The 21,197-nt window shown below is 57.4% G+C and carries 22 protein-coding genes; 12 read left to right on the forward strand and 10 right to left on the reverse strand.

The window, feature by feature from the left end; all coding sequences use genetic code 11:
• Nucleotides 1–10 precede the first annotated feature (10 nt).
• From HZB34_08065 to HZB34_08095, 7 genes are all read right to left on the reverse strand, one after another.
• Entirely contained in the window at nucleotides 11–718 is a 708-nt protein-coding gene (locus tag HZB34_08065; GenBank protein MBI5315910.1) for a 2-oxoacid:acceptor oxidoreductase family protein, read from the reverse strand.
• 23 nt (nucleotides 719–741) lie between these two features.
• A complete protein-coding gene (locus tag HZB34_08070) occupies nucleotides 742–1,647 on the reverse strand; it encodes a ferredoxin oxidoreductase (GenBank protein MBI5315911.1) in 906 nt (301 codons plus the stop codon).
• Nucleotides 1,648–1,755: 108 nt separating this feature from the next.
• Nucleotides 1,756–2,967 carry a ferredoxin oxidoreductase gene (locus HZB34_08075; GenBank protein ID MBI5315912.1) on the reverse strand — a complete coding sequence of 404 codons (1,212 nt, stop codon included), beginning with the start codon at nucleotides 2,965–2,967 and terminating at the stop codon, nucleotides 1,756–1,758.
• A gap of 46 nt (nucleotides 2,968–3,013) precedes the next feature.
• Nucleotides 3,014–3,649, reverse strand: coding sequence for a carbon monoxide dehydrogenase (locus tag HZB34_08080; protein MBI5315913.1), 636 nt, complete (start codon nucleotides 3,647–3,649; stop codon nucleotides 3,014–3,016).
• A gap of 354 nt (nucleotides 3,650–4,003) precedes the next feature.
• Nucleotides 4,004–5,269, reverse strand: coding sequence for a hypothetical protein (locus HZB34_08085; GenBank protein ID MBI5315914.1), 1,266 nt, complete (start codon nucleotides 5,267–5,269; stop codon nucleotides 4,004–4,006).
• 93 nt (nucleotides 5,270–5,362) lie between these two features.
• Nucleotides 5,363–5,641, reverse strand: coding sequence for a hypothetical protein (locus HZB34_08090; GenBank protein MBI5315915.1), 279 nt, complete (start codon nucleotides 5,639–5,641; stop codon nucleotides 5,363–5,365).
• Nucleotides 5,638–6,057 (reverse strand): DUF2203 domain-containing protein, encoded by a 420-nt coding sequence (locus HZB34_08095; protein MBI5315916.1) that lies wholly within the window; start codon nucleotides 6,055–6,057, stop codon nucleotides 5,638–5,640. Before HZB34_08095 ends, HZB34_08090 begins: the two co-directional genes overlap by 4 nt.
• A 201-nt stretch (nucleotides 6,058–6,258) precedes the next feature.
• On the opposite strand from HZB34_08095, the gene lexA reads away from it, so the two are divergent.
• The 6 genes from lexA to HZB34_08125 all read left to right on the forward strand — a co-directional run bounded on the left by lexA (nucleotide 6,259) and on the right by HZB34_08125 (nucleotide 11,314).
• Entirely contained in the window at nucleotides 6,259–6,804 is a 546-nt protein-coding gene (gene lexA / locus HZB34_08100) for a repressor LexA (GenBank protein MBI5315917.1), read from the forward strand.
• Between the two features lie 8 nt (nucleotides 6,805–6,812).
• A complete protein-coding gene (locus HZB34_08105; protein ID MBI5315918.1) occupies nucleotides 6,813–7,523 on the forward strand; it encodes a hypothetical protein in 711 nt (236 codons plus the stop codon).
• 2 nt (nucleotides 7,524–7,525) lie between these two features.
• Nucleotides 7,526–7,816, forward strand: a complete 291-nt coding sequence (locus HZB34_08110) for a hypothetical protein (GenBank protein ID MBI5315919.1) — start codon at nucleotides 7,526–7,528, stop codon at nucleotides 7,814–7,816.
• A 22-nt stretch (nucleotides 7,817–7,838) separates the two neighbouring features.
• The gene (locus tag HZB34_08115; protein MBI5315920.1) at nucleotides 7,839–8,231 is read left to right on the forward strand and encodes a hypothetical protein; all 393 of its coding nucleotides are present in this window, start codon (nucleotides 7,839–7,841) and stop codon (nucleotides 8,229–8,231) included.
• Between the two features lie 42 nt (nucleotides 8,232–8,273).
• Nucleotides 8,274–9,938 (forward strand): hypothetical protein, encoded by a 1,665-nt coding sequence (locus HZB34_08120; GenBank protein ID MBI5315921.1) that lies wholly within the window; start codon nucleotides 8,274–8,276, stop codon nucleotides 9,936–9,938.
• Nucleotides 9,939–10,447: 509 nt separating this feature from the next.
• The gene (locus HZB34_08125; protein ID MBI5315922.1) at nucleotides 10,448–11,314 is read left to right on the forward strand and encodes a hypothetical protein; all 867 of its coding nucleotides are present in this window, start codon (nucleotides 10,448–10,450) and stop codon (nucleotides 11,312–11,314) included.
• A 370-nt stretch (nucleotides 11,315–11,684) separates the two neighbouring features.
• Here the strand turns inward: HZB34_08125 and HZB34_08130 are convergent, their stop codons facing one another.
• The 3 genes from HZB34_08130 to HZB34_08140 form a co-directional block, all read right to left on the reverse strand.
• Complete coding sequence (locus HZB34_08130; protein MBI5315923.1) at nucleotides 11,685–12,950, reverse strand: hypothetical protein; 1,266 nt, start codon at nucleotides 12,948–12,950, stop codon at nucleotides 11,685–11,687.
• Nucleotides 12,951–13,017: 67 nt separating this feature from the next.
• On the reverse strand, nucleotides 13,018–13,581 hold the full coding sequence (locus HZB34_08135; GenBank protein MBI5315924.1) for an LPP20 family lipoprotein: 564 nt from the start codon (nucleotides 13,579–13,581) through the stop codon (nucleotides 13,018–13,020).
• A gap of 3 nt (nucleotides 13,582–13,584) precedes the next feature.
• Nucleotides 13,585–14,685 carry a hypothetical protein gene (locus HZB34_08140; protein ID MBI5315925.1) on the reverse strand — a complete coding sequence of 367 codons (1,101 nt, stop codon included), beginning with the start codon at nucleotides 14,683–14,685 and terminating at the stop codon, nucleotides 13,585–13,587.
• 426 nt (nucleotides 14,686–15,111) lie between these two features.
• Between HZB34_08140 and HZB34_08145 the strand changes: the two genes are divergently transcribed.
• From HZB34_08145 to HZB34_08170, 6 genes are all read left to right on the forward strand, one after another.
• On the forward strand, nucleotides 15,112–16,140 hold the full coding sequence (locus HZB34_08145) for an alkaline phosphatase family protein (GenBank protein ID MBI5315926.1): 1,029 nt from the start codon (nucleotides 15,112–15,114) through the stop codon (nucleotides 16,138–16,140).
• Nucleotides 16,141–16,169: 29 nt separating this feature from the next.
• Nucleotides 16,170–16,583: a hypothetical protein gene (locus HZB34_08150; GenBank protein ID MBI5315927.1), complete on the forward strand. Its 414-nt coding sequence runs from the start codon at nucleotides 16,170–16,172 to the stop codon at nucleotides 16,581–16,583.
• Nucleotides 16,584–16,596: 13 nt separating this feature from the next.
• Nucleotides 16,597–17,979, forward strand: coding sequence for a HEAT repeat domain-containing protein (locus HZB34_08155; protein ID MBI5315928.1), 1,383 nt, complete (start codon nucleotides 16,597–16,599; stop codon nucleotides 17,977–17,979).
• 40 nt (nucleotides 17,980–18,019) lie between these two features.
• A complete protein-coding gene (locus tag HZB34_08160; GenBank protein MBI5315929.1) occupies nucleotides 18,020–19,102 on the forward strand; it encodes a HEAT repeat domain-containing protein in 1,083 nt (360 codons plus the stop codon).
• 225 nt (nucleotides 19,103–19,327) lie between these two features.
• Entirely contained in the window at nucleotides 19,328–20,428 is a 1,101-nt protein-coding gene (locus HZB34_08165; protein ID MBI5315930.1) for a HEAT repeat domain-containing protein, read from the forward strand.
• Complete coding sequence (locus HZB34_08170) at nucleotides 20,421–21,185, forward strand: HEAT repeat domain-containing protein (protein ID MBI5315931.1); 765 nt, start codon at nucleotides 20,421–20,423, stop codon at nucleotides 21,183–21,185. Before HZB34_08165 ends, HZB34_08170 begins: the two co-directional genes overlap by 8 nt.
• Nucleotides 21,186–21,197: the final 12 nt, after the last annotated feature.

Here is a 21,197-nt window from a genome sequence, read left to right on the forward strand (position 1 = left end):
TTCTCTCTCGTTAGGCTGCAACGGCGGGATTACCGACCCGTAGCTCGTACTTATTCTTGTCGGCCCACTCACTGGCGATGTCGTAAGCCGCTTTCACCGTTGCCAGGTTCTTGGCCAGCAACATTTCTTTCTTGGCAAATTTCTTCTTGATCGCTTCGTCCAGGGAGGCGGTTCCACCGGAGGCGACGAACTTCTTCCCGAACCGTTCCTGTAAGGCGCCGTCCAGGGCATCCATCGACACGCACTTGGTAATGCCTGCAACCGATCCAAGCATCGCCATATTCGTCGAGAGCTCGGTGCCGGCCACCTCGATGGCGAGCTCAGTGCCTGCGATATAAAATAATGCGACGTTGAGATCCTTCAGCCGCTGGATATCTTCGTCAGACAGAAGAGGCTGGTCGGAGTTGATGATGACCAGCCCGCCTTCCTTCACGCCGGAGTAGAAGGGCATGGTATAGCTCTTCCCCATGGTGATGACTTGGGGATGAAAGACCTGGATGACGTCGGGAAACACCAACTCGCCACGGTCGTAGATCCGTTCGATGCCGATCCGGCAATAGCTCTCCGCCGGCGCCATGCGTTTTTCGGCGCCGAAGAAGGGATTGGAGATCGAAAACTTGCCGTCGCGATTGGCAGCCATGGCCAGGACATGCGCGGCGGTGACGGCGCCCTGTCCGCCTAATCCCGACATTCGGACGTTCAGTCTTTTCTTGATCATGGTCGTCTCTCCCGAGATTCGGTTTAGGCCCCTTGCGCGGCGAGCTGCTTCGCAGCGGCCTTCTTTTCCTTGTCCTTGGCAGCCAGCTCCGCCAACAGTTCCTTGGCTGGCTCACTGATAAATTCCTTGTACGCGAACCGCTCGGTCGGCTTCTCAGAATCCCGCATTTCCTGGAGCCCTTCCATGCTGTTCTTCCCGATTTCGAGAATGCAGGGCGTGTAGAGCTGGAGATAGGTCGGGCCGATTTCGCGCGCGATCATGACCGCGTTCCGGACCACCTTCTCAACAAGCGATGGTTTACTGACGGTGCAGGAGATCACGTAATGACAGCCTGATTCGCGAGCGATTTCCGGCAGACGGACCTTGTCGAAAAGCTTTCCGACCGGGGCCATCTTCGCGACGAACCCCTTCTGCATCAAGCCGCTCTCCTGGCCGCCGGTATTGGCGTACAGTTCGTTATCGAAACAGATCGTGGTGAACTTCTCTTGGCGAAACCAGGCTTGCAGTGTCATGTCGAGGCCGATATCGACGGTGGCGCCGTCGCCGGCGAGCACGACGACGTCTTTTGTCCGGCCAGGGAAACGGACGGTTAAGGCGCGCTTCAAGCCGGAAGCGATGGCGTTTTGATTACCGAAGAGGGAGTGAATGTTGTGCACGGCGACCATGGGGAACACCAAGCTGGTGCAACCGGTGGAGCCGACCATGACTGTGTCTTCGGGGTTCGGCAAAGAGGCCAGGATGTAACGGAAGGCCATGGATTCCGGGCAGCCGGCGCAGAGGGAGTGCTGCTCGATCAATTCCTTGCTGTTCCCGATATCCTTCCAGCCTCGGTCCTCCTTACCATAGGTCGCGCTCTTGACCAGGTCTTGATAGTCGGACGGCATAATGTCGTATAGGTCTTCCGAAATCTTGATACGCTCCTTGCTCATGATGGCCTCCTCGTTCGAATGATTATAGAAGGTTAAGGCTGAGGTTGAGTGGAAGGCAGATAGCTTGTTCTTCCCTTGACCTTAGCCTCGACCTTAACCTGTATCCTATCAGCTACCACGACCGGCCAACGACATGGCACGCATGCCGAGCAGGTTCTTGATCTCGGAAACAATAATTTCCGGTGGCATCGTCATGCCTCCGCAGACACGCGGACCGGCGTTCAGACGATCGCTGTTGGGGATGCTGGCTCTAATTTCCTTTGCCAACCACCCGGTCACGTTGAACTCCGGGACGACGATGTACTTGGCGTTCTTTGTGGCTTCACGGATTTCCTCGCCCGGCCAAGGCCGCAAAGCCTTGATCTTGACCAGACCGCAACGGATACCTTCATCCTCGAGGAGCCGGATGGCTTCACGACCCTGTGACACTGCTGTACCAGAGGAGACAATGACGACCTCGGCATCGGTATTTTCTGTCTCGATCAATCCATTGATCCACTTGATCGTGTGCTTGCGGGACCGTTCCACTGCCGCCCAGACTTCTTGCTGCCAGGATGCGTGGGTGGCATAGCTGATGTAGTTGCTCTTCATGACAAACGGGTCGCGCATCATTCGGACTGGCGGGCATTCCATATCCATACAGGGCACGGGGGAGCGGTATGGGTCATAGGGTGGAAGGCACATGTCGGCTGGGGTGAGGTTGACCACATCCTTCGTGTGGGTCACAAAGAATCCATCGCAGCAGAGGGCTAAAGGTAGGTGGACATCAGGTTCTTCCGACACCATGTAGCCTTTGAGGATCCAATCGAAGAAGTCCTGTGCGGTTTCCGCATGCCAGACGAGCATACCGGTGTTCAAAAGATATGAAATCTCCAGAGTGTCAGGCTGGATCGACAGCGGCGAGTTGATGCCACGACAGGTGACGATCATTTGAATCGGCAACCGTGCGCCGGCCCACATCGGAAAGTTCTCCATCGCGCGCATTGTGCCGGGCCCCGCCGTCGTCGTAAATACCCGGGCTCCGCCGAAGGCCGCTCCTGCGCATTGCGACATGACTGCGAATTCGCTTTCGCCGCGGAAGTAGTCGCCGATGTAACCCTCGGCAAAGAGTTCGCCGATCAAGGCGGCTGCTTCGCTCTGTGGTGTAATCGGGTAGGCGATCATGACGTCACAACTGGCCCGTCGGAGTGCTTCCTTGATGACTTCGCTGCCCGTATAGAACGACGGCGTGCGGGGCGCTTCGTGCATCATTGTCCAAGTATCGGTAAACGTCTGCCCTTTTTTATTTTTTGTGCCGATGACTGAGTGTGTGTCTGCCATGGGTCACGCTCCTTTCACGATCATCAGAGTCTCAGACGACGTAGCGTTAATTTGAGGCTCCGCTTTTGGCTGATGTCAGCCGTGGTTGGACTGTCCCTTTCAATTTTCTCACCCACTCGGCCAGTTTCATAATCTTTTCGACCGATGCGTCACGGAACGAGAGCATGGCATCTTCATGGCCGGCTTGCGCGCACATGGCAATCGTGTAGCAAGACGTGCCGCCTCGAATAATTTTGAGCGACAAATTCGCTTGATGGCAGTGGACCCCGATGAACATGCAGCAATCGATTTTGTTGTGCCAGATGGTCAGGTTCGGATGGTTGGGATTGATCTCGACTTCAGGGTTGATCTTGGGGTATTTGGGGCGGTAGTCCGGCATCGGGATCAACATGGGCGTTTGCCCCGGCTGCACACATTCCTTGAGCGTATTGTACAGGTGGCGGATGGCGGTGGCTTTCTTGGCCGCTTTTTCGTTCCAGGCCCATAGGACTAAGGGGCCGGGGAAGAGGGTCGGCACCTTGGCCATGAGAAATTGTTTCGCCGCTTCCTCGTAGGCCTTTTCCTCTGGGACGATGACGCCGTTGATATGAGCTTCCCCAGGGTTTGGCAAATAAATGCCCATACTTGCCGCCGCTGGAGGAAGAAAATGTTCCGGGCCTGGAAGGACGCGATACTGACTCATTACAGATACTCTCCGGCAAGGGGTTAAAGAACGAGAAATGCAAATTTTCCAACATACTCAACGATGCTCACTCTAAGCTCTTTCTGTGCCCCCTGCAACGTGGCAGAAGGCCCACCCTTCGGAAATTTGGGGCTATAGAGCAAACAAGAGTTAGGCCCTTTGTCCTAAGATGAGGGCCGTGCTCATAGGCGCCAGTCGCGCCTATATCGTTCCTACTTTAAGCGTGCGCATTATAGGGTTGGCCTGTCCGGTCTGTCAAACCTCGTCTTCAGGAAGTCAGGTCACGACGGGCTGGCTGGAGGCTGGTCGGTTTGATTGTGAGATGCTATTAGAATGCGGAGATATTACGCAATGTTACGGCAATTGTTCACAGGACGAATTAGATCCCAGGACACAGGCTCGCTCAAAGTCTTCCTTGGCGAGCCGACCCTGTGATCGTTCTTGATACAGCTTCGCCCTGGTTACCAGAGCGGCAAGATTGGTGGGGTCGGCGCGAATAACGGTGGACAGATCTTCAAGCGCCTCTTCCGGCTGATTCAGCTTGAGATAAATTTCACTCCGTAGTGTATAGGCCTCCTTTTGGTAGGGGATCCAGCTTTGTGGTGTTTCAGCCTTGAGGAGCTTCTTCAGTGTTGCCAATGCTTGACGCCAGGACTTGGCGCCAGCCTGGCGGCGGGCTTGTGTCGTGTATAGGTCGATGAGACGTAGGCGGGCGATATCAGCAAACGGATCAAGATCAAGAACTTGCTCGTAGGCCGCGGCAGCTTCCTCCCACTGTTTTCGCCACGCGAGTACATCTCCCTTTCCAATCCATGCCCATATGTTCTTGTCGTCGAGCCTGAGAGCGAGATCGAAGTCTATCCCGGCTTTGTCCAGATAGTTCGTATACTGTGCTGGTCGAGTTTGTTGGGAAAAGGCCAGTGAAACCAGCCGAAGATAGGTTTGTCCTCGCACAATCAGGGGATCGACGTAGCGATCGTCGAGAGTGGCGGCATCGGTCGTGAGCTGGATCTTGTCCCATAGATTCGAGGTGTGGAGGGCAGTCTCGACCATCGCGCGTGCCCGTTGTTGTGAGGTGGACTTCCCAGTCGGATCGATTGACAGCATTCGGACGCCAGTCGGTTGCCGTTGAAGTTCTTGCAGTTGCGAGCGCAATTGGTGATTTTCGTGCTGGAGTTGGCGAAAGTGCTGCGCAAGTTTCTGGTCGGATTGAAGCCGGCTGATCGCCTCCGCCAGAGTGGCTATGTTGACCGTCGCACGAATCCGTATGAAGAAAACGGGACGGTCCAGGTTGAAGGAACGCCTGGTTTCGAGGATTTCCGTTTCCGTGATGGCGGCAGCAATGGTTCTGATCTCCAACGAACTGGTCTGTGTGGTTTTTCCGCCGGACTCTTTCTCTACATCGAGGAATGTAGATTCGAGATACATGCCGGCTTCCTCCACTGCCCTGCGTTGGGCTCGTTGGAGGACTTTCTCTTCTGCCCCGGCTAAGGTATCGCCATCGGCCATCACATATTCGGCGTCGGCGATGACGGTTTTCGTGGAAGCGCTGTATGCAGGGGTTCCCACTAGAAGGAATAGGAAAAGGGAGGGATAGAGCAATATTCGGGAGAGTTTCATTCAGATAACTATACCGCTCACTGGCTGGAGGGGCAATGCAACCAAAGTGGGGCGGAAGAAGTAAGGACTGAAAGAGAGGCAGTAGGCCTTCGGCTACCGCTCCTTTGGGAAAACCTGAGTAAATGGATGGACTTCAACCCGTTCAAATACCCCATTGACTGTATAGGGGTCTTCGCGAGCAAACCGTTGGGCATCTTCCAGCGAGTCTGCCTCGATAACGATCAGACTTCCTGTCTTATCCATGAGAGGACCGGCTAGCACAATCAGGCCCTGGGCATCGAGAGGTTCCATCTTGGCGAGATGCGCCGGGCGATAGATTTTTCTCTTGGCCTCTCCGTCGGGCCCATCAAATCCGAGAATGACAAATTTCATGAACGTCCTAAGCCTTCCAGCGGACAGCGATCTTTGTAGCCGGTGGTCGTTTCATGCCACCAGAGAATCTCTTGTTCTCCGAACTTCCAGCAGAGATAGACCACTCGTCCGTCGAGAAGATGGGGGAAATCACAGAGGCCGAGATCCAGGTCCTTGACCAGGATGCCAAGTTCTTGAATTGCCTGAAGATTCGCACTGACTTGTTGAAGGGCTGAGATATACAGGTGCCCAACGGTGCTGCCTCCACCGTATTCAGCCTGGGCACTGGCTTTCTCTGTGTCTTCTTTCGTGCGCGCCAAGATCATCTTGGCGCGTTGAACCGATGTCAGTTTGGCGTTGAGTTCCGGGATGAGACAATTGGCTTCGGCTAAGGTAAATATTCGCTCGTGCTGTCCCTGTTCATCATCGTGCGCCATACTGTGCCTCCGCGAGCCCCTCATTTAACACACCACTCTTTTGTGCTGCAACCTAAGCGTTCGAGTAAGTAATTGCGTCAAAGCAGGAAGGAGGCTTGGCTAGGCTGGTTGTGCGAGGTGAGGGCTCAGAAAGGCTAGAACGACAGAACCCCTTTGCCCCCCACTTGACAGTCCTTACTTCGATATGTAACATTTTGTGACATGACGGCTAAACAGTTCAGGCAGGCGCGGGTTCGGTTGGGATACACGCAGGCGAAGTTGGCGGAGGTGCTGCAGCTGAGCCGCATGACGATCAGCCGCTATGAGGCCGGCACGTGGGAGGTGCCTTTGTCGGTCGAGATGGCTTTGGACCAGTTAGGATCGGCGCAGATTCCGATGCTCGGGATGGTGGCGGCAGGGGCGCCGATCGAACCGATCACGCAAGCTGAATTGGTGGCGGTGCTGCCGCCGCTGTTGCGAGGAGGAGAGACCTTCGCGCTGCGGGTGAAAGGCGAGTCGATGAAAGACGACGGCATTTTCCCCGGCGATCTGGTCGTGGTCCGGAAGCAGGGTACTGCGCGGAACGGGCAGACGGTGGTGGCGCTGGTGAATAACGAAGCGACGATCAAGAAGTATTACCGCAAGGACGGCCGAATCGAACTGCATCCGGCGAATACAGCGATGAAGCCGATCGTCGTGTCGTCAGGGGACGAGTTTTCCATTCAGGGGATTGTTGCGGGTGTGATCCGCCACTTCAACGAATCGTGAGGTGCTCTATGGCTCTGGTCCAGCAACAAACGATGGAGTTTCCGTTTCGCACAGAGAATGGCGGCGTGGTCATCGATGCGCCTCGCCGCCTGTTGGCTGCGTTGCGGCGGAGTGCTGTGTCGACCGATCAGCCGAAGGGGTTGGTGCTCTTGTCCGGACCGCCATCTGTCTATCGACTGGGCCTCTGTGCGGCAGTCGATCGCGCGTTGGCCGGTGAACCGGTCTTGTATCTGGCCGGCGCCAATGTCTTTGATCCGTTCTTAGTGGGGCGGCTGGCAAGGGCCAGTCGGGTGGCACCGGCTCATGTGCTGCAGCAGATTCACGTCTCACGGGCCTTCACCTGTCATCAGATGGTCCGGTTGGTCACGGATTGTCTCCCGTCGGCGTTGCGTAGCTATGATGCGCGATTCGTCATTCTCGCCGGTCCGCTCGACACGTTGTACGACCAGTCGGTGCCGGAAACGGAAGCGATGCGCCTCTTTCGTGCCATGACGGAGGCTCTTCATGATATGGCCGGCCATGGCGTACAAGTGCTGTGTGTGACTCCGCTCGCGCTGCCTGAATCCGGCGGGCGCAGCCGATTTATGGAGACACTTCGTGCGCAGGCACGCCGGGCGATCGACCTGCGAGAGGCCGAGGATGGGCTGTGGCTTCAGGAAGAGGGAGGGCTTGAGCCCAGACGCTGGAGGATTCCGCGTCCGCTCTGGAATCGGTTATAGGCATGGGCCGCACGCTTGTCACGCTCACACAATTGGTCCAGCAGGAAATCGACTCGTGGAGCCGCTACCGGCGTGCGTTGCGGCGCGAGGATCAGCAGGCGCTCGATGTATTGTTCGCCGCAGCCCGCCACCATGCGTCGGCCGGCGCCTATCTCGCGCGTGAAACTCCGTTCGAAGTGATGCTGCTGTCGATGTTGATTGAACAGCAGAAACAGGTCGGCATATTGCAACAGAAAGTGATGATTCTTGAAACCCGCATGCTCCACGACTCGACTCACGGGGTGGCTTCTTGATGTCTATCCGGCGCAAGAGGGTATGGTCGTCTGGCTCCTTTGCGAGGATGGTCGCCGCATCCGGGCCGTCGATCCCTTTGTGCCGACCTGCTACCTGTCGGCTCCGCCGTCTATCCGAGAACAGGTGCTTCGGCTACTCCGCCATGCCTCCTGTCGTATCAGCACCAGAGAGGTGGAACGATACCAACTCGGTGCGCTTCGCCCGATTCCGGTGCTGGAGGTCTCGGTTCATGCTCCCGCGCAGTTTTCGTCCATCACACGACGTCTGATCCGCGTCTGTCCGGACGCGCAGTTCTTTCACGTCGATGTGTCACTGCCGCAGCGCTATTTTTACGATCGGCAGCTCTTCCCTCTCGCCCATTGTGAGGCAGACTTCACAGCCGAAGGCCTGATTCAATCGATTCAGGCGCTGTAGTCCCCCTGGGACACGGATTATGGCCTCCCGCCTCTTACGATTATGGAACTGTCCCCGGACAGTCCGTCACCCAACCCGAATCATGGTGGAGGTGGCCCGCTCGTGGTGCGAATAGACGGGAAGGAGCGTCTGTTGGAAGGCGATGATGCCGATGTAATCCAGCGCCTCGACCAGCTGCTCGCGCGAGAGGACCCCGACATTCTCTTGACGGACTGGGGCGATTCCTATTTGCTGCCTCGTCTCATGACCATGGCGAACCGGTTATGTCTGCCGCTTGCACTCAATGGCGATCCCCGCCGATCCATCGGTGCCAGGAAGCCCCATTCGTATTTTTCATATGGCCGTATTCTGTCCCATGCCGGATCCTGCACCCTGTCGGGACGATTGCACCTTGACCGGCACAATTCCTTTGCGTTGGCGGAGACGGGCCTGGCAGGCCTTATCGAGCAGGCCCGTGTCGCGAAGGTCGATTTGCAGCAGATGGCTCGCACGACGACCGGGACGGGGATCACGTCGATGCAGCTCGAGACGGCTTGTCGAGACGGCCTGTTGATTCCCTATCGCAAGCAGGAGCCGGAAACCTTCAAATCCGCGCTCGAGTTGCTGCGCACCGACCAGGGTGGGCTGGTATTTGCCCCGATCGTCGGCTATCACGAACAGGTCGGCGAACTGGATTTCTCTTCGATGTATCCCTCCATCATGACGCGCTTCAACATCTCGCCTGAGACGGTCAATTGCCGGTGCTGTCGCCATGATCCCACTGCACGGGTGCCGGAGATCGGCCACCACACCTGCCGACATCGTCAGGGCTTGGTGCCCCGCACACTGGCCCCATTGCTCGACAAACGTGCGCGATACAAACGGCTCATGACCGCTGCGACACAGCCGGCGGAAAGGGCCGTGCTCGACCAACGACAAACGGCGCTCAAGTGGCTGCTCGTCGTCTCCTTCGGCTATTTGGGATATAAGAACGCCCGGTTCGGCCGGATCGAAGCGCACGAGGCGGTTACGGCTTACAGCCGCGAGCTGCTGCTGCAGGCCAAGGAGGTTGCCGAGCAGCAGGGCTATCGCCTGCTGCACGCGATTGTGGACTCGCTCTGGCTCGTCAAGCCCGGCGCTGTCAGGACGGATTACGACAGACTTGCGCAGGCGATCACCGAGCGAACGGGGCTCTCGATCGGTGTGGAAGGGGTCTATCATTGGATTGGGTTTCTTCCGTCACGGGTCAATCCACTCATGCCGGTGCCGAATCAGTTCGTGGGCCTGTTTGACCATGGCGCGATGAAGATCCGCGGCATCGAGATCCGTCGCAGCGATGCGCCGCCGCTTGTTAGGCGAGCGCAAGCAGAGATGCTGCGCTGTCTGAGCCAGGCACGGACGTTGGTTGAGTTACGTGAACGGATTCCGCAGGCATTGGAGACCATCCGTGCCTACCGGCGCTATCTTCAGGATGGTCTTGCCACGGTTGAAGAATTGGCCATCACGAAATCGCTCGCAAAAAAACCGCAGACCTATCGTCATCAGACTTTGTCGATGATTGCCGCGCAGGAGCTGCTGGCTCGGGGTGTTCCACGCAAGCGGGTGACACGATTCATTACATCATCACGGACGCGAAGGCGGCTTATCCTGCAGACCGTGTACGGGCGGTGGCCGGACTCGATGGGACCTGGAGCTGCGATGTCTCGGTCTATGACAACCTGCTTCTGAAGGCGGCCCTCGTGCTATTGACGCCGTTGGGCGTGACAGCGACCTCACTGAACGAATCTACTGCAGGATGCTGAAAAAGTCGCTCTTCTCACCCGCCCAACCCGGACGCGCCGAGACGCGTCTTTCCCCATGCGCGTTCTCCCATCGAAAGCATCCTCAACGTAGCCCACTCGGAGAATAAGCTGTCTTGGCAGCTTGGGGTGGGCGGGTGAGAAATGCTACGCCTCCGGTGCTTTCATCGGCTGCGGCCTTGCTGGACGAACTTTTTGAGCATCCTGCCCAGTATTCTCCCATTGCCCCAGACAGGCTGATGTTCATCGTGCACAATAATATTGCGGAGCCCGGAGAGGGCGACGTTCAAACCTGTCCATACCGCCGGCCCTTGCCTGCGGATAGAGGGTGCACAGAGCCTGTTTCTGCGGGGTTATCCATGGCACCCATCTTGCTTAATGCCTTGGGTTCCAGGCGTGCTGTAGGGGGCATCACATCAACATGAAAAGGGGGATCACATGGCACCAGTGTTGGAGCTCGATCGGCAGACAGACTCGTTTGTGCGGCAACTCGAAGAACAACGGAAACTTGAAAAGACTCTGCTGGTTGAACGGGTTCGTGGAACGAAAGAGGGGCTAGAGTCGGTCTTCAGCGACATCAAGAGCCGTGTAGCGGTGCTGGAAAAGCTGAACGGGTTGGCGAGTGCCAGCTGCATTGCGCCGGTCGGCTGGAGCAAGCTGATCTTTACCGGAGCGGATAGTGTCTCGGCGCCGAACACCATCGGATTCGGTGATCGGGATGAAACATTGTGCAAGCTCGATCAGATCAAATATCTTGAGGACACGCACTATCTCCGGCTTGCCGCAAATCCCTACTACGTGGAGCATAGGCTCCCGAGTAAATCACTTCAGGCGCGCGTCGGGGCCAATCCGTCACTATGGGATACGCTTGGGTATGTCCATGCTGCTTACACGACCCTATTGCAGATTCCCGCCTCATTGGAGCCGACGACTGTGTCCATCATGTCACGGGTGAACACACTGTTTAACTGGGTTGAAGCTAATGCGGTCGGAGACCAGTGGTATGCCCATGTGTCGGCCGCCGTGCGACTGTGGGTCACCTATGATGGCGAGTTTCGTCAGGCGCCGTCCGCTCAGCTCGTGAACCTTCTTGCCTCGCCAAGGCAATTGCGGACCCATCAGGACATTGCGTCGCATGCGCCGAGCGCAGCTCTCACGATGCAAGTCTCGGTCTCAGCCGGCAGTGGCACGACGATCAGCGTCTACGAATCCATTGAACTCGTCGCCACCACACCGAACGGCCACGCCTATCTTGACGGCATCTTTTCGTGGGAACCGTTGGCGGTGCAGTTGCGCGAAGGGTAGCAGGACGCTGAAAAAGAGGGATGGGGTAGCTGGGACGATCCCCTTGCTCGCGCAACGCGTGGCCTCAGAAAGATGCAAGGGAACAGGCAGACCGTTCTTCTTGCTCGCAGAGTCCCCACGATAAAGCGGTGGTCGCTCGATGCGCGCAGTAAAGAACAATCTGCCTGCTCCCTCTGGGAAAGTTGGAGACCCAGAAGGCCCTCGCCCGGGCAAATGGCACGTCTCGGCGTGCCAGTGAGTGGGCGGGTGAGAATGTTGCGCGCAGTTGGGATCATCCCACCCACCACCCCATACTAAAGAGACAGCTCGCTACGGCCTTGCTGAGAGGCCCTTTTGAACATCCTTGGGGTTGGTGGTCGAGGATGGCTCTCTATGAATAGAGTGTGTGCACGATTTCAGCTGTATTGAACAGCATCGCATTCATGCGTGTATAGGCAGCGTGGCCAAAATAATGGTCGCGCACATTCGTCGACCCGGTGGAATCCTTGTAGTCGGCAAGAATCCCCAATCCCTCGCTGGGGATTCGGACAGCACGGCGGGCGCACTCTAGCCATCGTTCAAACCCATCAAACGGCTCCACGATCTCCCACACGGCTTTATTGGCTGCCCTTCCAGCATCGGTGACCGGTACGGCATCGCTGCCGGCTACGGCCAATTGCTGAATGTAGTCGCCGCCCCAGGCAATCGGCATCTCCATGGTGATCTGGGGCAGCTCCATCTTCGAGAGCCAGGTCTTTCCATCGGTCCGAAGATTTCGATGGTTGACGATGTGCAATAGCCTGCCTAGTCCAGAGGGATCCCACCCGTAGCGTACCGGCGCGCCCAACGTGACGGCGTCCAGCATCGCTTCATTGAGGAGCGTGCCGCTCGACAACAAAGGAGCGATACGTTGGATCGTCGTCGTGATGTCAGGTCGATTGGCTTGTGAGGCAAATGCCGTCAGGATGTCGAACAGCCTTGTCCGGCTGCTGGTCGATGTCATACATAAGAGGTTCGAAACAAGGGCGAGGACTAATCCTGCCTGTCCATGGGCCTGGATGAGTATCCGGTCTCCCTGGCCCAGCTTGTAGGTTTCACACCAGTCACGAAGATGCCCGAGGATCGAGACTGCCGCCGAGGCCCGGCCCAGGTGGTGGTGTTCACAGGACCAGAGCTTCCGGACACAATGGATTGGGCGATCCAAGCTACGGTTGAGCGATTGTCTCATGAGTTCCACATAGGTGTTCGTGAAATTACCGGCGTCCCCAATCTGTTCATCGAGCAGCTTCTTGGTGGCATCATCGTCTACGAGGGGAGGCTTCAACCAACCGGGCGCTGGTGGGATGCCATTACTCTGCTCGCGCATGAGAGCCAGTAAGGCGTCGAGTCCCGCCACACCGCGTGAGTAGCCACGCTTGAGTCCGCCCAGCTCATCCAACCGTTGCACCCCAAAGACGTCGGTTCCGATAATGGAACCGTGTAGCAGGACGATCACACGAACACCGGTTTGCGAGAGACGTGTGCCGAGCGTAGCCATGGTATCTTGGCCAGGAGGCGATTCTGATAGAGACGTCAGCGTGACCTCGCGAACGGTGATCCGTTCGCCAGGATTCTTTCGGGACAATTCGTCGTGCTGAAAACTGTTTTCGGCCGGCATGGAGAGTTACATACCCGATGTCGAACGTAGACTGCAACGGAAGAGCCGGTAGGAGGCAGTCAGACCGTTATCGAACCACTGTTGGGGTTGCTTCGAGGCGGTCCGGCGCTGGGTTAGGCTGGATCTGGCTCTTGGGCATGACGGCAGTGGCGCTACACGTTTTGTTGCCTTCGTCGATTTGGCGATCGACGATTTTCACACCTTGTAAATATTCTTGAACGATTTCCTCCCGCGTGACTTCGATATCCTGCTCTGTCTCGCGGCCGGTCCGCTCGCGGATGCGGTCGACCATATGTTCTTTCACCAGAATGCGGATTTGTTTCGCGAGGTCGGTGCGGGCAGAGAGTTCCGATACGCGCTGGCAGACGATCGGACCCTTGGCCATATCACCCTGACCCTTGCCGATGAGGTATTGGTCTGATGAATAGCTATGACGATCGTCAATCTTGGTAGATAACCTCGACGGTGCCCTTGAAGAGTCTTGTTGCATGCTCTGCTGCTTGAGTTGATCAAAGGATTGTTCTGCATGGGTTCGAACATCGCCTGAATCCGCAGCAAACGAATACAGCTGCAGCAAGACTGCGCAACCAGCGGCGATCAACGCGACCAACTGACTACCTCTGCTTCTCACTCGTTACCTCCCTCGTCCTCCGCCCCCACCGTGCCCGCTCCCCGATCCTCCGCCTCCTCGACCGCTGCCCCCTTGATGTTCGCCTCTACCGAAACCATGGGGCGCAATCTGAGGGGACATCTGTGGTATGTGCCGGAAGGTTTGCGGATGGATTTGATTCATCGCCGGGGCAATTTGGCTTGTCATAGGTGATATGCCTGGCGAGGGCGGCATCTGATTCATGAGGCCGGGTTGATGGCTTGTGTACGGTTGCCCTGTTGGTGTGTGATACGTGATTTCGTTCAACGTTCGTCGAACGGTCTGGGATCCCGGCGCAGGTGTGATCTGATGGCGTGGCATTGTCGCTGGTCTCGCTCCCGGTTCAGGGGGAATGGGCGGTTGTGGCGGCGCCGGCGGCTGTCTTGTCGTAGTCACTTGCTGTGCCACATGGACATGCGGGCTTGTGGAATATAAGCCTTGTGCGGCGGCCAGAAGAGTCTGGATGTGGGCCAACCCCATCTGGGAAGAGGGATAGACCGCCGGTGAGATGAGCAACCAATCCGTCCAAGCTTGCGAGACCATGGCGTTCGATTGCACTCGATTCAAGATGCTTTGGCGGTGCTGGGCCGCCAGCCGTGTCTGCTCCGTGGTCGAGGCTTGTGCCAAAGCCTGGTTCGCCGCGGCGAGTTCTTGCTGCAGTTGGTCATTTTCCTGTTGCAGCGCGACGAGTTGATGCCAGGCGTCCTTGTTCTCCCGCAAGGTCGCGATGGCCTGTCGCACTTCTTCCGTATCGATCTGGGCCACCAGATCCGTTCTGACGACGATGGTATTTCCATCAAGCGTCGTGTTGGTCGCCTGCTCCAGGACAAAAACCAGGCCAGCGGTATAGGTTCGAATTTCGTCTTTCGTCACATCAAGACCGTTCACGATGGTGATGTTCTCGAGGTAGACGGCGACCTGTTCCAGGGCGTTTCGCTTAGCTGTTTCGGTGGCCAGGCGGATGGCGTCTTCTCTGGTGTCACGGTCTCCCATCCTGTGTTCGCCCTGGGCGGCCACCACTCGGATTTCTGCCAGAGCAATTGCCGGCCAGGCAAATAGGATTATGAACAGAGTAATGAGGCGCATCGTCCTTACCATATTAGAATAGAACCGCCGCATCCCGAGCCGAGTCGTCGATAGTCGGGAAGCTACTGATAAGCATACACTGACATTGACGGTCCTGCCAGGAGCGGCTACCCCTATGAATCCTGAAGGATCGTGCAGGTCGAGCCTGGCCTCGCTTGCCTTGGCGGAAATGGCCATGATAGCGTAGAAGTCTTCTGGCAGGCTGTTGATAAAGCCCGCCAGCGGCGTTCTCGCATCGTTCAGAGGCTCAACGTACCGAAGTGTACGCCGCGCCTCTTCACTCGCTGCGGCCTTGCTGGACGGCCTTTCTGAACAGTCTGCCGGTCATTCAGCTTCCGTCGGTGGTCTTGGGCTAAGGAGTCGTTTCCGACGTCGTTATCTCGTTCGTCAACGAACTGCTAGGCGAAGAAGAGAAGGAACAGATCTGTGTACAAGCTATTCAGCTTTGGTCGCGGGTGGTCGATTCGGATGCTGGCCATATCATTGTTCTCTCTCTGTCTGCTTTCCCAGAGTGGGACAACAGTGGTTGCTGGCTCGGCGGCGGCTCAGGTCTCTGCCTCAGTGGCTCCAACTGAACATGTGATTCTGTTCGTCCTCGAGGGTTTCGGGGAGAACTCTCTAAAAGGCGGTACGATGCCAACCCTCAGCCGGTTGATCAAGGAAGGGGCTGTTACCTGGTCAGCCACGGCGGTAAGGCCTGCTTTGCGACTGCCGACGATGGCGTCACTCATTACGGGGATGCCGGTCGAGAAACATGGCATTACCTGGAACACCTTTGAATTCAGCCGCGGTTACCCGCGCACGCCGAGCCTGTTCGACTATCTCGATTTAAGCGGAGGGCGTGACAGCGCGATTTTCTTTATGGACGAGTCGCTCTATCAACTGGCGAGACCGGAACCCTACACCGATTACCAGATGTGCGGGCCCCTGAAACCTGAATGCAGTACAGATCGGATCGTGTCCTACATCCGTCAATATTTCCAGAAAGCAGCCAGCGGTCATGGCTACGGACATGCGATCCTTTCGCTCCCGCATTTCTTGGTTGTGCATCTTCCCGAGGCTGGTCGAGTGGGTGTATCGAAAGGCTGGACCTCGAAGGAGTACCGTGACGCCCTTCGCTCGGTGGATAAGGCGATCCACTCTGTGTTGGATATCTATCACGAGCGGGGGCTGACCAAGCGGACAACCCTCTTTGTCACGTCGCTCAGTGCTGACGGCAGGGACACGAGCCAAGAAGCGGCTGATGGGAGCGTTCCGATGGTTCCTTGGATTGCTTCGGGAGTGGGGATTAAACCTGGTTATGCCATTCACCAGCCGGTCTCCATCTTAGATACCGGCGCAACGGTGATGCGGACGTTGGGATTGCAGACCCATACCGAGTGGGAGAGTCAGGCCGTGGAAGAAATTTTTCAGGCAGCCTTTGCCGCAGCTTCACAAGGATCCAGCCTGCAATAGGTCGCGTCATGCAGAAGGTGACAAGGTACATGATCCTTTGCCTGGTTGGAGGGTTGTTGGGCTCTGCGGCGGTGGTCTCGCCGGTCGTGGCTGGTCAACCGGCTGCCTACACCCAGGAACATACGATTACCATCGATGCCACTACGATAAATCCTCAGACTTGGTGGCAAGTGCCCGGCGTTACTCCATCCATCTACGGTTCCGATCCAGAGTCCATGGACGCTTACAGGACGACCGAGTTGCGGGTCCTCAAACTGAAGCCGGGGAAATATAAGTTTGTGAGCTTCACATTTGATTTTCCGTTCGCGGTGAACATAGAAGGGAAATTGGAAATCGCCCAGTCGTTCGACCAATGTGTGGAGGGGCGAGGGACCCAAACTCTGATTGTCCGCTGCAGCCGGACCTTTCCGTACAGCGGTCAACGTGATTACCAGTATCAGTAGAGGAGCGGTACCGATGGCCCAGACGCTCGAAGATCTGTTAGACGCACTCGAGGATGTCGACGATGCGACTCGAGAAGAGGCATCCAAGGCTCTTGGGGAACTCGCTGACCCCGCGACGTTGGACGTGCTTATCGGCGCCTGTGGGGACGAATATTGGACTGTGCGGGCCCATGCTGGTTGGGGAGTGGCCAGGATCGGCGGGCCGAAGGCGGTGGAAGCGCTGATCGTCCTGTTCAACGATTCGATCATGGAGGTGCGGAACGAAGCTGTGGCTGCTATGGCCTCAATGGGGGCCACGGTCGTTGACCGTCTGAACATTGCATTAAAGGATGAACGGTGGCGTGTCCGCGAACATGCCGCAAAGACCTGTGGGGAGATAAAGGATCGGAAAACCGTCGAGGCGCTCATACCTGTGTGTCGAGATCGCGATGGAGCCGTAAAGAGTGCGGTGGCAGAGGCGCTGGGTAAGATCGGCGATCCGAGGGCGATCACTGTCCTCATCAAGTTTTTCCGTGACCCGTCGAAAACGGTTCGGGAAACAGCCGGGACTGCGCTCATCTCCATCGGCCAGCCTTCCGTCGATCCGTTGATTGACTGTCTCAAGGACAAGGATTTTGTCGTCAGGTGTCACGCGGCCCGCGCACTCGGGGGGATGACTACCGACTATCAAATCGGCCGAACCTGGGTACGGGATTCTAAAGTTGTCGATGCCCTGATTGCTGCGCTGAAAGATCCGGATCGGGCTGTCCGCGAAGATGCCACGATTGCCCTGGGCCAGATCGCCGATCCAAGGGCGATCGATGCCTTGATCGAGGCGATGAAAGACGGAGCGGTCAAGCGGCATGCCATTGCATCGCTCGGTATGATCGGCGATCCCCGCGCCTTGCCTCCTGTCCTGGATGCATTGAAGGGGAAGGGTATTCGACAGGATGGGGCCCCGACTCCAGGCTGCATCGTCAGTGAGGACGCATTTATCAAGGAAGCGGCAGCGACGGCGCTCGGCCAGTTTCGCGATCCTCGCGTCATTCCCGACCTGATCATGTTGTTGAAGGATGGAGTGTTGCGTGAGAAGGCCAGCGCCGCGCTGGCAACGATCGGGGATACGGCAATCGAACCATTGATCGCCTTTCTGTATGATCCGAAAGCATCCGAAGTCGTTGCAGAAGGGGAGCGGGTGCTCTCCTATGCATCGGTCCGACTGACGGCGAAAGATGCCTTGCGGCAACTAGCGCTCGAAACACTTGAGAAATTGGGGTGGATACCGTCCCCGGAAGACGTCGTCGTCAATTCGAGCGCGGTCGACAATGCTCGGGTGGACATGCCGCTTGGCGACTCAGGCCGATTCGGCCCTTCGGGTGATTTTGCACAGGGGTCTAGGGGCATAAAGGCTAGATGACCATTGATTGGGTAGGTACCTCTTGGAATCAAGGTCAGGCATGGCTGATACGGTAGCCGAACAGATCGCGGCTCTTGAGGACGAGGATTGGGCGATCCGCGAAGAGGCTGCCACGATGCTTGGCACGTTTCGGGATCCGAGGGCTGTGGCGCCGTTGGTCTCCATGCTTCGCGATCGCGATCGCGCGGTTCGTGATGCAGCGATCGGGGCTCTCTTGGCCATGGGAGAGCCGGCTGTGTTGCCGCTGGGGGATTGTCTGTCTGATCCGGTGCTCACCGTTCAGGAGCTGGCCTCATCGGTATTGGCGACTATTGCCGATGCCAGAGTCCTCACCCCGCTGATGGCGGCGCTCTCGAGTCCCGATTGGATTGTGCGGATGCACGCGGCCAAGGCGTTGGGTCGGATTCAAGATCCTGAAGCTGTTGGCGTATTGGTTCCGCGCCTCCAAGACTCGGTGAAGGCTGTGCGTGAGGAGGCGTCGACGGCCCTCGCGGCCATCGGAGAAGCAGCGCTCTCGTCGTTGCTTGCTGCGCTGACCCACGGCGAATGGTTGGTGCGGTTGCATGCGGTTGAGGCCTTGGGGAAGACAAGATCCTCCCAGGCTGTGGTCCCGCTGTTGTCGGTACTCTTTAACGATCAGGACAGGGCGGTCCGTGAGGATGCAGTCCGCGCGCTCGGTCAGATCGGAGATGCGCGCGCCGTGGAATTCCTCGTGATGGTGATGAAAGAACCGGGGCTGCAGCCCCTGGCCATTGAGGCGCTGGGCCGGATCGGTGATCGCCGCGCAGTGCCGGTTCTGATCGATGTGCTTGAAGGCGTGGATCGACCGAAGGCCTCGCAGCCGATCGACAGCTGCGGTGATCATTGGAATGAGGACATCATCGTATTAGGCGTCGCTGCCAAGGCCTTAGGGGTGATCCGAGACGAGGCGGCCATCCCATCACTCATCAAGGCGCTTCGCTATACGATGACACGAACAGATGCCGCCGACGCCTTGACTCGATTCGGGAATCGCGTGATTGCGCCGTTGCTGGCGCTGTTGGCACAGGAATCGGATGACAACATCCGCTACCATGTCAAAGAGACGTTGGCGAAGGTGGGCTGGCGGGCAGGGCGCATCTAGCAGGATGCTGAAAAAGCCGCCAGCGGTATTGGGGAAGGTTGAGGCTAAGGTTAAGGTTGAAGTGAGGGACCTCTGAATCTTGCTCAACCTTGACCTCAGCCTTATTCAGACGCTGCGGCCTTGCTGAACGGCCTTTTTGAGCATCCTGTTGGGCCAATGTGTAATGGTGAATGTTGAATTGTGAATTGATCGCTCAGCGTTTATTGCAAGTCAGACCGTCGAGCTATGCCAAAGGAAACGATCGAAACGCTGGTCTCTGAGCTGGTCCACGAAGAAGACTGGCGACGGATGCGGGCGACTGCAGCCTGTCTCTCTGGCGGGCCTCGCGCAGTTCAGGCACTTATTTCCGCGTTGCAGACCGGCTCGTCATCGTTGAAAGCCGAAGCAGCGGCCATGCTGGCACGTGTGAATGATCCTCAGGCCGGCGTGCCCTTGGTCGGGTTACTGTGCGATGAAGATGAGGCGGTTCGTAAGGCAGGCGCATCAGCCTTGGAACACATGGCGGGCGTGCTCGATGAGACGACCGCTTCAGCGCTGACTTCGTTGCTCTATGCCTCGAAGGACGAAGGAGTTCGTATCGCTGCTTCGGGGTTGTTGGGAGTCATCCCGAATGCAATCGCCCCGCTCTGCAAGATGTTGGCCCATCAGGACCCGGAAGCGCAGATCATGGCTGCAAAGATGTTGGAGCATCTGCTCGATCCCCGTTCGGCGGATGCGTTCATCAGTGCGATGGGGCAGCCTGCTGTTTGCGATATTGCTGTTCGGGCGCTGAAGAAGTTGAGCGCCATTCGTGAACGTATCGACGAGATGTTCGATGAGCTTCGCGCAATTGAAGAGTTGAGCGAACGGGAAGAGGCCCGCATGAGCACCGTGATCAATCTTCTGGCCATCGGGCGTCCCAGCGTGGAGATTTTGATCGAGTATCTGGAGGATGACGATTGGCTGGTTCGTGAAGCTGCCGCCGATTTGCTGGGGAAGATCGGCGATGTACGCGCGGTCGAGCCCTTGATGCGCCGGTTGCAAGTCGACAAGGATACGGGTGTGAAGGAATTGGCGATGAAATCACTGGGCTTGATCGGCGATGCCAGGCCTGCCGAACTCTATATCGAGGCTATTCCCATTCGACCGCTGCGGGTCTATGCCATGGAGGCCCTGGCCAAGGTGAAAGACGTAGAGGTGTTGCGGCCGCACAAAGAACTGTTCAATCGGTTGAGGACAGACCGAGACGGTCTGGTTGCCTACAATTCAGGGTTGATCGCCGACAAGCTGGAAGCGCTCGACGGGACACCTGTCGGGGGTCAGGCGGGACAGGATGACGATGAGTGAGGATGGGCAGGCTGAACGGATTGAACAATTGATCGGGGCCCTGCGGGACGACAATGATGCGCTCCGCGACCATGCGATTGCCAGCCTGAGTCAAGTAGGCGAAGGCGCGGTTGGGCCGCTGATCGGGCTGATGGCTGATGAAGATGTACTGATCCGGGAAGCGGCGACCAGTGCGATTGTGCGAATCGGTCCTTCCGTCGTCGATCCGTTGATTGAGGCGTTGAGGGATGATGAATGGGCGATTCGCGAGCAGGCTGCATCGGGATTGGGCAAGCTGAAGGACCCTCGGGGGGTTGATCCCCTTGTGAAGGCGCTCAAGGATAAGGATGGCGCAGTCCGAACGGCCGCCGTCTGGGCGCTTGAGCGAATCGGTGATGCGCGAGCGGTGCCTGGGTTGGTCGAGGCGCTGACTGATCATACGGTGCGTGAGGATGCGGCGCGTGTGCTGAAAAAAATCGGCGACGCGCGGGCCGTTGACGCCTTAATCGAAGGTCTACTGGGTAATAATTGGATGGTGCGGCGTCATGCCGCTGAAGCCTTGGGCAAGATCGGCGATGCCCGTGGAGTCTCCCCGTTGATCGAATCGCTCAAGGATGAAGATTGGCTGGTGCGTCGGAATGCTGCCGAGTCGCTTGCGCGGCTCGGGGCGAAGCAGGCGATCGACCCCCTGCTTTCACTGCTAGAAGATGAAAATACGATGGTGCAGGAAACAGTAGAAGGTGTACTCGCGAGTCTCGGTTGGCGCGCGAAATCGTAATCTTTCGTTCGA

The sequence above is a fragment of the Nitrospirota bacterium genome, assembly GCA_016219645.1.
Lineage (GTDB): Bacteria > Nitrospirota > Nitrospiria > Nitrospirales > Nitrospiraceae > Palsa-1315.

Excerpts from the sequence above, each read along its gene's own strand:
- HZB34_08080 (MBI5315913.1), bottom strand. The coding sequence starts at position 3,649 with ATGAGTCAGTATCGCGTCCTTCCAGGCCCGGAACATTTTCTTCCTCCA.
- HZB34_08150 (MBI5315927.1), top strand. The coding sequence starts at position 16,170 with ATGATCCTTTGCCTGGTTGGAGGGTTGTTGGGCTCTGCGGCGGTGGTC.
- HZB34_08085 (MBI5315914.1), bottom strand. The coding sequence starts at position 5,269 with ATGAAACTCTCCCGAATATTGCTCTATCCCTCCCTTTTCCTATTCCTT.
- HZB34_08065 (MBI5315910.1), bottom strand. The coding sequence starts at position 718 with ATGATCAAGAAAAGACTGAACGTCCGAATGTCGGGATTAGGCGGACAG.
- HZB34_08155 (MBI5315928.1), top strand. The coding sequence starts at position 16,597 with ATGGCCCAGACGCTCGAAGATCTGTTAGACGCACTCGAGGATGTCGAC.
- HZB34_08115 (MBI5315920.1), top strand. The coding sequence starts at position 7,839 with ATGGTCGTCTGGCTCCTTTGCGAGGATGGTCGCCGCATCCGGGCCGTC.
- HZB34_08105 (MBI5315918.1), top strand. The coding sequence starts at position 6,813 with ATGGCTCTGGTCCAGCAACAAACGATGGAGTTTCCGTTTCGCACAGAG.
- HZB34_08140 (MBI5315925.1), bottom strand. The coding sequence starts at position 14,685 with ATGCGCCTCATTACTCTGTTCATAATCCTATTTGCCTGGCCGGCAATT.
- HZB34_08075 (MBI5315912.1), bottom strand. The coding sequence starts at position 2,967 with ATGGCAGACACACACTCAGTCATCGGCACAAAAAATAAAAAAGGGCAG.
- HZB34_08120 (MBI5315921.1), top strand. The coding sequence starts at position 8,274 with ATGGAACTGTCCCCGGACAGTCCGTCACCCAACCCGAATCATGGTGGA.
- lexA (MBI5315917.1), top strand. The coding sequence starts at position 6,259 with ATGACGGCTAAACAGTTCAGGCAGGCGCGGGTTCGGTTGGGATACACG.
- HZB34_08170 (MBI5315931.1), top strand. The coding sequence starts at position 20,421 with ATGAGTGAGGATGGGCAGGCTGAACGGATTGAACAATTGATCGGGGCC.
- HZB34_08110 (MBI5315919.1), top strand. The coding sequence starts at position 7,526 with ATGGGCCGCACGCTTGTCACGCTCACACAATTGGTCCAGCAGGAAATC.
- HZB34_08125 (MBI5315922.1), top strand. The coding sequence starts at position 10,448 with ATGGCACCAGTGTTGGAGCTCGATCGGCAGACAGACTCGTTTGTGCGG.
- HZB34_08095 (MBI5315916.1), bottom strand. The coding sequence starts at position 6,057 with ATGGCGCACGATGATGAACAGGGACAGCACGAGCGAATATTTACCTTA.
- HZB34_08070 (MBI5315911.1), bottom strand. The coding sequence starts at position 1,647 with ATGAGCAAGGAGCGTATCAAGATTTCGGAAGACCTATACGACATTATG.
- HZB34_08090 (MBI5315915.1), bottom strand. The coding sequence starts at position 5,641 with ATGAAATTTGTCATTCTCGGATTTGATGGGCCCGACGGAGAGGCCAAG.
- HZB34_08165 (MBI5315930.1), top strand. The coding sequence starts at position 19,328 with ATGCCAAAGGAAACGATCGAAACGCTGGTCTCTGAGCTGGTCCACGAA.
- HZB34_08160 (MBI5315929.1), top strand. The coding sequence starts at position 18,020 with ATGGCTGATACGGTAGCCGAACAGATCGCGGCTCTTGAGGACGAGGAT.
- HZB34_08130 (MBI5315923.1), bottom strand. The coding sequence starts at position 12,950 with ATGCCGGCCGAAAACAGTTTTCAGCACGACGAATTGTCCCGAAAGAAT.